This is a genomic window from Roseibium sp. FZY0029 (assembly GCF_036350355.1).
GTDB lineage: Bacteria > Pseudomonadota > Alphaproteobacteria > Rhizobiales > Stappiaceae > Roseibium.
In genome coordinates, this window is record NZ_JAZDVZ010000002.1 from 777344 (window position 1) to 791584 (window position 14241).

At 55.5% G+C, this 14241-nt stretch carries 11 protein-coding genes; 5 read left to right on the top strand and 6 right to left on the bottom strand.

The window, feature by feature from the left end:
• Nucleotides 1–17 precede the first annotated feature (17 nt).
• Nucleotides 18–1013: a TRAP transporter substrate-binding protein gene (locus tag V1T76_RS08160; protein WP_330560151.1), complete on the bottom strand. Its 996-nt coding sequence runs from the start codon at nucleotides 1011–1013 to the stop codon at nucleotides 18–20.
• Between the two features lie 266 nt (nucleotides 1014–1279).
• Between V1T76_RS08160 and V1T76_RS08165 the strand changes: the two genes are divergently transcribed.
• A complete protein-coding gene (locus tag V1T76_RS08165; protein ID WP_330560152.1) occupies nucleotides 1280–2683 on the top strand; it encodes a glycosyltransferase family 39 protein in 1404 nt (467 codons plus the stop codon).
• A 2-nt stretch (nucleotides 2684–2685) separates the two neighbouring features.
• On the opposite strand, the gene V1T76_RS08170 is transcribed toward V1T76_RS08165, so the two are convergent.
• On the bottom strand, nucleotides 2686–2928 hold the full coding sequence (locus tag V1T76_RS08170; RefSeq protein WP_330560153.1) for a hypothetical protein: 243 nt from the start codon (nucleotides 2926–2928) through the stop codon (nucleotides 2686–2688).
• 202 nt (nucleotides 2929–3130) lie between these two features.
• Between V1T76_RS08170 and V1T76_RS08175 the strand changes: the two genes are divergently transcribed.
• Together V1T76_RS08175 and V1T76_RS08180 are read left to right on the top strand one after the other, a co-directional pair.
• A complete protein-coding gene (locus V1T76_RS08175) occupies nucleotides 3131–6715 on the top strand; it encodes a hydantoinase B/oxoprolinase family protein (RefSeq protein ID WP_330560154.1) in 3585 nt (1194 codons plus the stop codon).
• A 222-nt stretch (nucleotides 6716–6937) separates the two neighbouring features.
• Nucleotides 6938–8692: a methyl-accepting chemotaxis protein gene (locus V1T76_RS08180; RefSeq protein ID WP_330560155.1), complete on the top strand. Its 1755-nt coding sequence runs from the start codon at nucleotides 6938–6940 to the stop codon at nucleotides 8690–8692.
• Nucleotides 8693–8898: 206 nt separating this feature from the next.
• Here V1T76_RS08180 and V1T76_RS08185 read toward each other — a convergent pair whose 3' ends face one another.
• Nucleotides 8899–9513: a DUF1062 domain-containing protein gene (locus V1T76_RS08185; RefSeq protein WP_330560156.1), complete on the bottom strand. Its 615-nt coding sequence runs from the start codon at nucleotides 9511–9513 to the stop codon at nucleotides 8899–8901.
• Nucleotides 9514–9860: 347 nt separating this feature from the next.
• Nucleotides 9861–10625 (bottom strand): HugZ family pyridoxamine 5'-phosphate oxidase, encoded by a 765-nt coding sequence (locus V1T76_RS08190; RefSeq protein ID WP_330560157.1) that lies wholly within the window; start codon nucleotides 10623–10625, stop codon nucleotides 9861–9863.
• Nucleotides 10626–10806: 181 nt separating this feature from the next.
• Here V1T76_RS08190 and V1T76_RS08195 point away from each other — a divergent pair, with 181 nt between their 5' ends.
• On the top strand, nucleotides 10807–11259 hold the full coding sequence (locus V1T76_RS08195; RefSeq protein WP_330560158.1) for a BA14K family protein: 453 nt from the start codon (nucleotides 10807–10809) through the stop codon (nucleotides 11257–11259).
• Nucleotides 11260–11425: 166 nt separating this feature from the next.
• On the opposite strand, the gene V1T76_RS08200 is transcribed toward V1T76_RS08195, so the two are convergent.
• Both V1T76_RS08200 and V1T76_RS08205 read right to left on the bottom strand, forming a co-directional pair.
• Nucleotides 11426–12646 carry an alanine racemase gene (locus tag V1T76_RS08200; protein ID WP_330560159.1) on the bottom strand — a complete coding sequence of 407 codons (1221 nt, stop codon included), beginning with the start codon at nucleotides 12644–12646 and terminating at the stop codon, nucleotides 11426–11428.
• Nucleotides 12647–12719: 73 nt separating this feature from the next.
• Complete coding sequence (locus tag V1T76_RS08205) at nucleotides 12720–13508, bottom strand: extensin-like domain-containing protein (RefSeq protein WP_330560160.1); 789 nt, start codon at nucleotides 13506–13508, stop codon at nucleotides 12720–12722.
• Between the two features lie 97 nt (nucleotides 13509–13605).
• Here V1T76_RS08205 and V1T76_RS08210 point away from each other — a divergent pair, with 97 nt between their 5' ends.
• On the top strand, nucleotides 13606–14232 hold the full coding sequence (locus V1T76_RS08210) for a LysE family translocator (RefSeq protein ID WP_330560161.1): 627 nt from the start codon (nucleotides 13606–13608) through the stop codon (nucleotides 14230–14232).
• Nucleotides 14233–14241 lie beyond the last annotated feature (9 nt).

Here is a 14241-nt window from a genome sequence, read left to right on the forward strand (position 1 = left end):
GGCGCTTCTCTAGCTGTTTAGTTTTTATAGGCTTCGAGAACAGCTTGCCCGGTTTCACCGGCTTCCTCTTGCCATTCGGCGGCCATTGTCTCACCGATTGCAGCAAGATCCTGGATCAGCTGGCTGCTCGGCTGAACGACAGTGATGCCGTTGTCGACAAGAACCTGGGTCTGCGTCTTGGTCTCCACCTTGGAGGCTTCCCAGCCGCGTTTTTCCGCAACCTCTGCGGCTCCCAGAACTGCTGCCTTTTCTTCGTCGCTCAAGGCATCAAAAGCGCCCTTGTTGACGATTACCATGTTCTTCGGCAACCAGGCCTGAGTGTCGTGATAGTGGCTCAGGAAGTCCCACGCCTTGGAATTTGCACCGGTGGACGGCGACGTGATCATGGCTTCGACACGGCCGGTGGAGAAGGCTGTCGGAATATCCGGAACTTCAACCTGTGTCGGCACTGCACCAGCCAACTGGGCAAGACGCTCGGTTGCGGTGTTGTAGGCACGGAACTTCAGGCCCTTGAGGTCGTCACCCTTGGTGATTTCCTTTTTGGCGTAGATGCCCTGGGGCGGCCACGGCACGGCATAGAGCAGTTGCAGCCCCTGCTCGCCGAGCTTCTCTTCAAGTGCCGGCTTCGACGCCTGGTAAAGCTTCCAGGCCTGATCATAGGACGGTGCGAGGAAGGGAACGGAATCCACCCCGAAGACAGCATCTTCGTTGGAAAGGCGGGAGACCAGGACTTCGCCAATCGGGGCAAGACCCTTGCGGACGGCATTCTTGATTTCGGGATGCTTGAACAGCGACCCGGCCGAATGGATCTGAATGACGAGAGACCCATCCGTCTTTTCCTTCACTTCTTCAGCGAAGGCGGCAATGTTCTGTGTGTGAAAGTTGCTGTCACCATAAGGCGTTGGCATGTCCCACTTTGTTTCAGCGGAAACAGCGGTCAAACCCGCCAGGCTAAATGCAGCGGCGGCAGCCAGATGAACTCCGGCCCGGGTCAGGAAACGAGATTGCAGCATGGTTTTCTCCTCTTGGAAGCGGGAATTGCCCGTCGGGATGCTGCTCTGGGTGCATTCTTTGAACACCTTGGAAAGCGCATCTGCCAGAACACTAGACGGAAAAAGCGACAACATCAACAATTTATCGATAAATTGTGATTATCGAAAAGCATAGCGAGCTTTCCTCCGTCAACAGGATTGGCTAGCGTTCAGGCCAGACAATGAGGAAACCTGAATTGGCGCTGCCACACAACAATCGCGTCCTGGCCGGATTGAGAGCCAACCAAGTGACTTTGGCACTCATTCTGGCGGCAGCGGCTTTGCTTCGTTTTCAGAACCTGGACAGAACGAGCCTCTGGTATGATGAAGCCGTGAGCTGGAACCAGTCCAAGGGATCATTGACTGAGCTGCTCACCGCCGTTGCGGCAGATAATTACCCGCCACTGCACAACATCATTCTCTGGCTGACGATGCCCATCGCCGGAGACAGCGAAACGGTGTTGCGGCTCCCCTCCGTGTTGCTCGGCGTTCTTGCCGTCTGGCTGATCTATCTGACAGGCAAGACCCTGGCTGGAAAGACCACGGGACTGCTGGCAGCAGCTCTTCTGACCGTTTCCCCGTTCCATATCTGGTATTCGACTGAGGCGCGCATGTACGCCTTGCTGGCTGCTTGCGGTCTCGCTTTCCTGCTTATGGTTCTGAAAACCTTGGAGAAGCCATCCGCGTGGCGGCTCATCGCACTAGCCCTGTCAGGGGCCCTGTTCCTGTACAGTCATATCTATGCGCTGTTGGGATTTGCCTCAGTCGGCATAACTTGCGCAATCCTCGCTTTGAGCAGCATGTTCCGCTCCGGACGTTTCGTTCTTTCCAACGCACTTACGATTTGCTTCGCGATGGCTGTGAGCACCATAGCTTTCCTGCCCTGGCTGATCATTCTGGCTATGCGGGTAAAGTCGGTGGCCGAACAAGGCTTCTGGATTGCCTATCCGGATACGGCATTTCTCGCCAATATTGCCTTCAGCTTGGCCGGGTCGCTGCCATTGTTCTGGATCCTGGCAGGACTAGCCTTGGCAAGTCTCCTGGCCTGCCTCCACCTGCCAGGCAGATATTTCGGCAAGCCGCAGAGCGCAAACGCTGTCCTCATCTGCCTTGCCTACACTGCAGGTCCGCCGCTTCTGGCCTATCTCTATTCCATTTTCGTGCAGCCGATCCTCTTCGACCGATATCTGATTGCCGCCTGGCCGGGAGTTATCCTCTTGGCCTCTGCAACTGCCCAGCGCCTGGCTCCACGTGTCGCGCCGGTTGCTTTACTCGCTTTAGCCATATGGCTGAGCTACCCCGAACTGAAATTCACGCTGCTGGAAAGAATTCGCCCGGAGTGGCGACAGATCGCACAAGATTATCGCGCGCTGACAGGCGAAGGAGATCATCTGCTGCTATACAAAGGCTTTGCCGCCCCTGCCCTGTCTTATTATCTCCGCGATCCGGACGCCTTCACGGCAGTCGAGACAGTCGATGAACTTAGACAAGGCACTGAAAATGCGCGATGGCTGTTGGTCGTCCACACCAGCAGTGAGGAAATGCGCGCAGCGGAAGAAGCCTTCAGTCCGAGGGGAAACTCCCCGGCAGCAAGACGGTTTGGATGGGGCGCGAGTGGCCTTACGCTTCTGGAGCGCGGGCAGGCAGAATAAACTCACTCGACTGGACCCCACTCCGAATACAGCCAGAAACAGAGCGCTACGACGGCAAGCACGAGTGCGCCAATTGCAAACTCCAAGAGCAGCCCCAACAGAGAAGCGCCCAATAGCAACGCAATCAGCAGGCCGAGAGCAACAAACCAGATGTCCGCAGTCAGAACGCTGATCGTAAAATCGACTGCATCCACCAGACGCGACAAGATTGGGTCCCGGTCTCCTGATCTTTCGTTATCCGACATCGGCGCTTTCTCGATTTCTCTTTGTCTCACAGGGACATATGGGAACGGTGGAAGCGATAAAAAGATCAAATGCAAACCTATTCAGATTTTTTCATCGACATTTTATCGATAAAATGTCAGCATAAAATCATCTGCTATCAATACGCTAATCACCGGCACGGAATCGCGAGTTCCCGAAGCCGGCAGCATCAGAGGGAAGATCATGACAGCCAAGTGGGATTTCTGGATCGACCGCGGCGGCACGTTTACCGACATTGTTGGCCGGTCGCCTGACGGCACGTTGCATCCGCACAAGGTGCTCTCCGAAAATCCGGAGGCTTACCGTGACGCTGCCATCCAGGGCATTCGGGAATTGCTTGGCGTGGAAAAAGGCGCTGCCATCCCCTCGGACAAGATCTCGACCGTCAAGATGGGCACAACCGTTGCCACCAACGCCCTACTGGAGCGTAAGGGCGAGCGGACAGCATTGTTCATCACCAAAGGTTTTCGGGACGCCCTTGAAATAGGCTATCAGGCCCGCCCGCACATTTTCGCCAAGGAAATCATTAAGCCCGAACTCCTCTACGAGAGTGTCCACGAGATCGTCGAGCGCGTACGAGCCGACGGGGAACTGGAACTTGAGCTGGATGAAGGGCAGGCGCGCAATGAAATGCAGGCTGCGTGGGACGACGGAATTCGTTCCATCGCAATCGTGCTGATGCATGCCTATGCCTATCCGGCGCACGAACAGCTTCTGAAGAAGATCGCGGAAGACATCGGCTTCCCCCAGATTTCCGTCTCTCACGAAGTGTCACCGCTGATGAAGCTGGTGGGCCGTGGCGACACCACCGTGGTGGACGCCTATTTGTCGCCGATCTTGCGCCGCTACGTGAACCAGGTTCAGGAAGAACTGGGCGAAGGCCCCCGGTTGATGTTCATGCAGTCTTCCGGTGGTCTCACCGCCGCAGATCTCTTCCAGGGAAAGGACGCGATCCTCTCCGGTCCGGCCGGTGGTGTCGTTGGCGCTGTCGAAACCTCCCGTATGGCGGGCTTCGAAAAGATCATCGGCTTCGACATGGGCGGTACATCGACTGACGTCTGCCACTATGATGGCGACTACGAACGCGCATTCGAGACGGAAGTCGCCGGTGTACGCATGCGCGCGCCGATGATGATGATCCACACGGTTGCCGCCGGAGGCGGATCGATCCTTCACTATGCGGACGGTCGCTTTCAGGTTGGCCCGGATTCCGCAGGCGCTAATCCGGGACCAGCCTGCTATCGCCGCGGCGGCCCTCTTACCGTCACCGACGCCAACTTGATGACCGGCAAGCTCGCACCGGAGTTCTTTCCGAAAATCTTCGGCCCGGATCAGGATCAGCCGCTCGACGGCGACGTAGTCCGCAAACGCTTCACGGATCTGGCCATGCGCATCGGCGACGGCCGCTCGCCGGAAGACGTCGCCGACGGTTTTTTGAAAATCGCGGTCGAGAACATGGCTAATGCCATCAAGAAGATCTCTGTCCAGCGCGGATATGATGTGACCGAATATGCCCTGACGTGTTTTGGGGGCGCAGGTGGTCAGACTGGTTGCCGCGTTGCAGACAGTCTCGGCATGAAGACTGTCATCCTGCATCCGTTCTCAGGCATCCTCTCCGCATACGGCATGGGATTGGCCGATATCCGGGCAGACCGGCAACAGGCCGTCGTCAAGACGCTGACGGACGAGCTCATTCCGGAGCTTCAGGCCCTTCGCGACCAGCTTGCCAGCCAGACGGAAGCGGAACTCGACAGGCAGTCGATCTCCGCCAATGCCCGCCGCACGACTGCGACTGCCCATCTGCGCTACGACGGCACGGATACTCCGCTGCCTGTCCCGCTCGGGTCTGTGTCCGAAATGCGGGCGGCCTTCGAGGATGCGCACAAGAAACAGTTCGGCTTTGCCTATGAGAAGAAGCCGGTGGTCGTGGAAGCTCTCGAAGTCGAAACTGCCGGTGGCGGCGCAGGCCTCACCGAGCCGGACCTGACATTGTCCTCCGAGTCCCCCTCTCCGAACACGTCCACCAGCATCTACTCCGAAGGGAGCTGGCACAAGGCGGGTATCTTCAAGCGCGAGACCTTGAAACCGGGCATGAAGGTGACCGGCCCTGCAGTGATCATTGAACCACATGCGACAATCGCCGTTGAAGATGGCTGGCAGGCCGAAGTCAATTCAAAGGACCACGTGATCCTGAAACGTATCGTGCCCTTGAAGCGCGCTGAAGCCATCGGCACGCATGCTGACCCTGTCATGCTTGAAGTGTTCAACAACCTGTTCATGTCGATCGCCGAACAAATGGGTGTCACGCTTCAGAACACGGCCTATTCGGTCAACATCAAGGAACGGCTGGATTTCTCCTGCGCGGTCTTCGATGCGGACGGCGCGCTCGTTGCCAATGCTCCGCACATGCCTGTGCACCTGGGCTCCATGGACCGTTCCGTTGAAACGGTGATCAAGCTCAATAAGGGCAAGATCAAGCCGGGTGATGTGTTCGCGCTCAATGCCCCATACAACGGTGGAACGCACCTGCCGGACATCACTGTGGTGTCCCCCGTCTTTGATGACGACGGTAAAGAGATCCTGTTCTGGTCGGCGTCCCGTGGCCACCATGCCGATGTCGGAGGCTCAGCCCCCGGCTCCATGACCCCGCGTGCAACCAACGTGGACGAAGAAGGCGTTCTGTTCGACAACTTCAAGATCGTTGACGAAGGCCGCTTCCGCGAGCAGGAACTGGTTGAGCTCCTGACCAACCATCCCTACCCTGCCCGCAATCCGCACCAGAACGTTGCTGACTTGTCCGCACAGATTGCCGCGAACGAAAAAGGCATTCAGGAACTGCGCAAGATGGTCGCCCATTTCGGACTGGATGTCGTCCAGGCTTACATGGGGCACGTCCAGGACAACGCGGAAGAGAGTGTTCGCCGCGTGATCGAGGCTCTGAAGGACTCAGAATACGAGTATCCGACAGACCAGGGCTCCGTGATCAAGGTAAAGATCACCGTCGACAAATCGAAGCGCGAGGCAACGGTCGACTTTACCGGCACCTCCGGTGTGAAGCCGAACAACTTCAATGCACCGGAACCTGTAACCCGCGCGGCAATCCTGTATTGCTTCCGGGTCATGGTAGACGGCGATATTCCGATGAACGCCGGCTGTCTGAAGCCGATCAACATCATCATTCCGGACGACTGCATGTTGCGGCCGTCCTATCCGGCAGCGGTCGTGGCAGGTAACGTGGAAACATCACAGCATGTTACCAACGCCGTCTTCGCAGCGCTTGGTGCCATGGCCAATGCTCAGGGAACGATGAACAACCTGACATTCGGCAACAACACATATCAATACTATGAGACCATCTGCTCCGGGTCGCCAGCAGGACCTGGCTTCAATGGTACGGACGGCGTCCACACCCACATGACCAACTCTCGCCTCACTGACCCGGAAGTTCTGGAGTTCCGTTTCCCGGTTCTCCTGGAAGACTTCCACATCCGCAAGGGCACCGGAGGCAAAGGCAAGTGGTCCGCAGGAGATGGCACCAAACGGACCCTGCGGTTCCTTGAGAAAATGGACTGCGCGATCCTGGCGTCGCACCGCACCGTTCCGCCAAAAGGACTGGCTGGCGGCAGCGACGGCGAGCTCGGCCGAACCGAAGTTCGAAGACTGGACGGTACAATCCAAAAGCTCGAAGGATGTGATCAGACTGTGCTTGAAGCAGGCGAAGCGGTCACTGTGATCACCCCCACGGCCGGTGGATGGGGCAAAGCCTGAGCCCAAATCGCACGATTTGATGAGTAACGACGGCCGCCTGTCGAGGCGGCCGTTTTTTTGTAGTTACCTCCGGGAATACAACATCGTCATTTCTACCCAGACGGGAAATATCTTATCTCTCAGGTAAAAAGTTTACCGTTTTTTCAACCTGAGTCCGCCTAAACTTAACCAGCTTCAACTCAGGTACTGCCTATAGTGCAGAGAAATTCGGGTTTTTGAATAATGTTGGCAACAAATCCCATTGCAACCTCGGTTGCAGCGAAAATTCTCGCGTTGGTTGCCTTACTCAGCCTCGGTCTGCTTGTCGTGGCTGCCGTTGCGATTATTCAGATGGGATTGATCGGTAAGGAACTCCAGAACATTGCCGAGAAGGATATTCCACTCTCGCAGGCGATCAGTCAGGTTGCCAGCCATCAGTTGCAACAGGCAGCAGTCATTGAACGGATCATGCGCGTCTCCGGCCTCACATCTGAAGACGACGCTTCATCGACCGATGAGCTGAAATCGACCTTGGCGGCTTTGAATGAACAGGTTTCCGGCGAAATCCTGAAAGCGGAAGCTCTCGCCAACTTGGCACTCGAAAAATCTTCCAGCACGATTGAACGAGATGAGTTTTCAAAAACACTGGAACAGTTGAAACGCATCGAAAGTGAATATCAGATCTACTCGGCTGAAATTGCAGAGATCTTGCAGAAAATCGAACAGAACAATTTGACGGGTGCAAGTGAATTGCTCGCTGAACTGGAAAAAGAACAGACCCGTCTGGATCATGAACTTGTCTCGTTGCTGGCCGAGATAGAACGCTTTACCCAAGTAGCCGCAACCACAGCAGAAAATCACGAAAAACAGGCCTTTCGGCAAATAGCGATCACAGCGGGACTGACTTTGATATTCTGCATAATTGGTTCGGTACTTTTTGCGAAGTTTCTCATTTCCCGCCCGTTGCACCAGGTCACGACAGGACTTCTTGAGCTTTCGAGAGGCAACACGGATGTGGAAGTCAATGTTCGTACAAGAGACGAAATCGGCCGGGTCGCAAGGGCATTCGAAACGTTTCGGGAAAACACTATCGAAATGAAGCGCCTCCAGGATCAGGCGCGCGAGGAGGAAATCCAGGCGGAAGCGGACCGCCGGGACACCAGGCTCAGGTTGGCAGATGAACTTGAAAAACTTCTGATGACCAGCTGCGATACGGCCGTATCCGCCTTGAGCGAACTTGCAATCGGTGCCGACGAATTGGCCCGGAACAGTCATGAGACCATTGAGAGATCCAACACAGTTGCTGCCGCAGCTGAACAGGCGACGGCTTCAGTTCAATCCGTTGCGTCCGCATCTGAGGAGTTGGCAAGTTCCATCCACGAAATCAGCCGGCAGATAACGCTTGCCAATTCGTCCACATCGCGCACATCTGAACAGGCGGAAGTCTCCGGTGAGACCGTTGGAAAGCTGTCAGCATCTGCTGAAGAGATCACGGATGTTCTCAAGCTTATCAGCGACATTGCTGCCCAAACGAACTTGCTTGCCCTGAACGCAACAATTGAAGCGGCAAGAGCCGGTGAAGCAGGCAAGGGCTTTGCCGTTGTCGCATCTGAAGTGAAAACCCTCGCAACTCAAACCGGACAGGCAACCGACCAGATCGGCTCTCAGCTAAGCGGTGTCCAGACAGGTGCCGCAACCTGCTCCGATGCGATTACCACTGTGGTAAAGGCCATGATGGAAATTCGGGAACAGATATCCGGAATTGCATCGGCGATCGAAGAACAGAACGCCGTCACTTCAGAAATAGCCCAGAACGCCCATCAGGTCGCGCAAGGCAGCGCTGACATCACAGCCAACATTTCCCAGGTAAACCAAGCGGCCCAGATTTCAGGTGACCGGGTTGAAGAGGTTGTCAGCAGCATCCAGAACATCTCGTCTCAGATCACGACAATACGAGACGGATTGAGTGATTTTCTGGGACATCTGCGCGCAGCATGACCGATGCGGACGCTCATCTCTGCCTTTCTAACATTTTAAGCACCAAACATTGAACCGCCCGTGTCCGCAACGCGGACACGGAAACCAGCAAATCGGACAAGGTATAAAGGCTGGCAACAGAGCCAAGCGTTTCCATGCGGGGGAAATTTCGTCTCGTCGCAAGGATCTCGTCAGCCCTGAATTTCAGCTTCTGACTTGTCCCCTATTTATGGAAGGTTGATAGCGAGCAACCGTCCAAACGGGACCGTTTCATCCGATCCTGCAGAGCGGACGAATTCAATAACAAGCTGTTCGGGAACACGCCTCTTCAGAACCTTCGCGGTGCTCAGCGGCACTTTCAGGGACCCTTGTTTCACCATAGTGGCAAGGCCGCTCCGCGACAGACCGAGCCCCATCGCAAGCACCCTGTCACCTCGCGCTTCCACGCGGTTCGGATTGAGCAGCGTTAGCACTGCCTTTTCAGCGTGCGCACTCACACCGGACACCAGCCGGCTTTCAAGACCGAAACCCGTATCGGGACAAGCCCCGGAAACCCCGGCAAGTTTGCAGGCAAAGGTGTTTGCCAGCCTTTGATCGTTTCCCTGCAATGCCTCCAGCAGTTCTGGCTGCAGGCTACCGACAGGTCGGCGTTCAAACATGGTCCTGTTCCATCTGCTGCCGCAATCTTTGCAGCGATAAATCAACCATGCGTCGAGCTGGCCACCATTCGCGTTCAATCGAAATTTGCCGGTGGAGCCGAAAGGCTTCGCACTTCCGCAGCGTTGGCATGGGCGTTTAATGCTTGGAGTTTCAGAACGGACAACAATCCATTCAACGTTCAATATAGACGACATTCCGCGGGTCTTCCTCGCACGGGAAGTCCGTCACAGGCAGTCGGGACGGCCGAAAGCGTCAGCTCACGGCGCTCAGTTTGGCTGGAAAAATGGAAATATGAGCGATGAACCTGAACAGGATCAGATGCGCATGGCCAAGCCATACCGGCCCCGATCCGCCGCCAGGACGAACAAGTTCATGACGCACTCAAGTGAATGCATGGCGGGATCGATGACCGGTCAGAGTGTTGGCAAAACAAACGTCCAGATTGAAAAAGAAGACTTTCGATACCGCTGGCAGCAACAACACACAACGGTAACCTCGCATCTTCTCACGTATGCCAGTCGAATTACCGTCAGGTGTTGCGCGCTTGCAAAGCCAAGGCCACCAATGCGGGCCGAAGTTCTGACGGATCCTTCAATGGGTTCGCAAACCAGAGGCGCTCAACTTTGTCTCCTGCAACGAGATCAAGTCCCTCGGGGTCCAGACAGGCAAGCCGCCAGTTGGCTTCCCCGGCTTTCAGAAGGGTTTGCGCGTAGAGTTTTACAGCATCCCGATGATCAGAGTTCATGTGCGCAACCGCCCCCGCCTCCATGGAGGCCCAGTCTTCAAGAGGACTGACAGTTGTTTGCAGATCCTGTTTTTCCAGCTCGAAAGCCTTGCCAAATCCTCCGTTCAGGCTTGCTCGTGAAAGCTCCAGTCTGAAAAAGGAAAAATCTCCGAAATCAATGTATAGTTCCGCTTTCGGATGCCGAGACAGGTATCGTTTTCGCAGTCGTTCGTGCTCGGCGCTTTCTCTTGCGATCTTCAATGCCGAACAAAAGAGAGAAACTCTCGGATGCGCGAGTGGATCGCCTTTTCCCGGTTCACCTACCAGCAGCGAACATGAAGGGTCCGCAAGTATTGCCGAGGTATGCCCGGACAAGGTACTTGTCAAAATAACAGGCGTACCGTCGAGGTCAGTCGCAACTGCCACGCGGCTCGCCAGCGGATGCCGTGTTTCAGCTTCAATTACCGCCAACGCGCCAAATCTAGCCGTTCTTATCAGTTCCTTCGCCAACCTTCTGGCTTGATCATCGGTCGGACGGATCACTGATTTCGGTTCTTTTTCCAGGCTCACGGCCCCTCCAAATTCTGCTGCCTTTCGGCCAGATCAACTTCCAATCTCATGGTTGCACCCCGCCACTGAACCTGAACATCAGATGAACAGCCATCTCAGAACCGGTTCAGCCCTTCTATGCGAATGTCTCACCATCAGATACGGCGCCAACGGAAACAGCGCCTGCCTTTGGAGAAAACCGATGAAGACCATGAGCAAACGTCTCGTTGCCGCCGCCCTGACGGGCGCCCTTCTTTTGCCGACCTTCGCGTCCGCAGAAGCCGGTTCGCGCCACGGCTGGCGTGACCACCGTGGCGGCCACCACCAGAGCAACAGACACCATAACCGAAATCATAACCGACACAAAAACAATGATAATCTGGGCGCAGCCGTCGCTGCGGGCGTCATTGGTCTGGCGGCTGGTGCAATCCTGCTGGGTGCGACCCGCCAGCCAAGCTACGCAGGCCCACCGCCAGTGAACCACTACCCGCAGGCGCCCTACCCAGCACCGTATCCGGGCCAAGTCCAAACGGCTATCGGCTATCAGCCATGGAGCCCTGCCTGGTATCAATATTGTTCTTCGAAATATCGGTCGTTCAACCCATCAACCGGCACCTACACCACCTACCAGGGTGAACAGCGTTTCTGTCAATAAGCTTAGGCCTTGGTGGTACTCAAGAACTTGCGGCAACAAACGACAGATCGGCCGTACCGATCACCCGTTTGTTGCCTTTTTTCTGATAACCCGGCACGCATCGATGTGCCGAACCCCAATGAGCACCAACCGCAGCCAAGCCGTTTCGTTGAACCGGCTCTGTCGTTTAATCCGCCATGGTTTCGATGGAAGCAAAACCTTCCGGTGCTTCACCTGCGTCGAAGGGGGTAGCGACCTCAATCACCTTGTCGGGATAAAACCCGTTGAAACGCGTGCGCAGCGACAAACTGTAGGCACCGATATGGCCAATCTCGATCCAGTCTCCTGTATCGACCGTTTCCGGCAGCCAGAAAGGCCTGGAAAGAATGTCCACGCTGTCGCAAGTGGCCCCGCAGACCTTGAAGGGCACAATCTTGTCGGGCTGTCCCGCGCGCGTCTTGCGAGCCGGGTCGGGAATAAAACGAGCCGGCAGAGTGATCTTTCCAGTCCAACTGTCCGAAAGAGAAGCCCAAATTCCATCGTTGATGTAAAGGCGCCGGCCTTTTTTCAGCAGCACCCGCACAATAAGCGAGATTGACCGGGCAACAATCACGCGCCCCGGCTCGGCGACAAGAGGAAGGTCATCGAACTGCCAATCGGCGATATCGGCCTTCAGTTGCCCCATCAACTCCTCAAGTGTGGGCATCTCCGGAACCTTACGGCGGGGATCGTGACCATAAACGGCAGGAAATCCACCTCCGACATCCAGTTCAACGATGGGGACCCCGGCACGTGACCTGATCCAGTCTGCAGAAGCCAGCGCCCGTTCGTAGGTTTCAGGCTCTTCGATCTGGCTGCCAACGTGAAAACACAAACCGCACTTGAAGCCGATGCGGTTGATCCGTTGCAGCAACTCAACCGCATGGCCGGGAGCTGCCCCAAACTTTTTCGACAATTCGTAGGCTGCGTGCCCCTTGGTCGCGATACGAACAAAAAGCGTGATCGTTCCAGGATCAATATCAAGGGCCCGAACAATGCGCAGGATCTTCGCGACCTCGTCTTCATGGTCGAGTGAAAGCGTTCGAATACCGTAGGTTTCAAGTGCCAATCGAATATCTGACTGCGCTTTGATGGGATGCATGTAAAGCATCTCGGCTTTTGGCGCGGCCTTCTTCACAGAAGCAAATTCGGCCGGTGATGCCACATCGAAACAGCTGATTCCGGCCTTTGCGAGTGCTTCAAGAACAAACGGTTCTCCATTTGTCTTGACCGCATAAGCGGTCTTGCCGGGAAAGAGTGACTGAAATTGCTGTGCGTCGTGTTTCAGCACGTCCGGTCGGAAACAATAAACGGGTTGATCGGGACGAAGATCCAGGGCGGCGTCAATTGCTGTTTTATATCGTTCCATCAGTCGTTCCGGCGTTAGAAGTCATCGGGTAGAAAGGACCAAGCTTGCGGCTGATTTGCAAGCTGGGATCGGATTATTGGCAAATAACGTAGGTACAGCTTTTGCCATGGCACCCGATATCGAGATGAAAGTGGGACTTGTGATTGGGGTCTGCATCCGGCCCGAGCACGGTTGTGAAGCGTTTGCAGGCGGCCTTGTGGACAGACGCCAAGAAGTTGCCTTTCTTGGTCTTACTTGCCCAATCCGTTTCAACTGAAATCTCGGTCCCATCACTCAATCGGAAAGCCGTGATATCGATGGCTTTTCCAAGCGCATGTTCCGAGAGCTTTCCGTCTGGCTGATTGTTTCTTCGGCGACACTGATAACCTGGCCCCGTGAAAAACTCCGATACAGGTTTCCCAAATTCTGCCTGTGCCAGTGGCACGACATCTTGAATAACCCACTCGGTGAGCGTCTTGACAAACCCGCAAGACAAAGTGGCATTGGTCGGGAAGGCCACCTCAACACTTTCGCTGCTTACCCCTGTCAAATTTACAGGCACAGCAATCCCACAACCCTCGTTGCCCTCATCTCCATGCAACGGGGCAAGTCGATCAAACACTGCCCCTTGGATATCACAGGACGCAAGCTCAGGCGTTTCAGTTGTTGACGATTTTCTGCCACCTTCAACTGGCGCTGTAGGAGACGATTTGGCGTCCTTAGCAGGCTTGGCTTCCGGCACGTCGATCCCCTCAATAAAGCCCCTTTCACCGAGCTCCTGAATGGGTTTTTCTTTCGGCAATGGAGGGCTTGCGTAAGCGTGCAGAGGCAGAAGGAAATGCACCATCAAAACTGCGGAAACAAACACGAGGCTTATCTGCATTCCCTGATCCGCCAACTTCGATGATTAACAACCGTCATGATTGAACAACGCGTGTCCCGCGTCTATGGTTGCAATGAGGTCAAATTGAGGGACCCTCATGACACTTGAGCTTTTCGCCGCTTACGTGGTCGCCACCTTGATCGTCCTAGCGATCCCAGGACCAACTATCATGCTTGTTGTCAGCTATGCCCTCACTCAGGGGCGTAAGTCTGCAGTTGCCAGTGTTCTCGGGGTGGGCTTGGGAGACGCAACAGCGGCAACCGCATCACTCATGGGTCTTGGCGCCATTCTGGCAACTTCGGCGACGGCTTTCAGCATACTCAAGTGGGTCGGCGCAATCTATCTGGTCTGGCTTGGAGTGAAGATGTGGAGAAGCCGGCCGACAGCCCTCGGCCCGCATCAGGTTGCTGATGTCCCTGCTCAAAAGATATTTTGGCACGCTTATGTGGTTACAGCGCTCAACCCCAAGGGTATCGTTTTTTTCATGGCCTTCTTGCCTCACTTCATCGCCCCCCAAGCCCCTGTTGTTCCACAACTCGCACTTCTGGGAACGACGTTCGTTGTTTTGGGGATCATGAATGCAGCCGTTTACGCCTACGCGGCGGCGGCTCTCGGCCAAAAACTGAGAAACCCGTCTTTGCTGAAGCTTATAAACAGGGTAGGCGGTGCATTCCTGATCTCTGCCGCAGCTATGACGGCGACGTTGCAAAGATCTGCAAATTAAGAAGAGCAA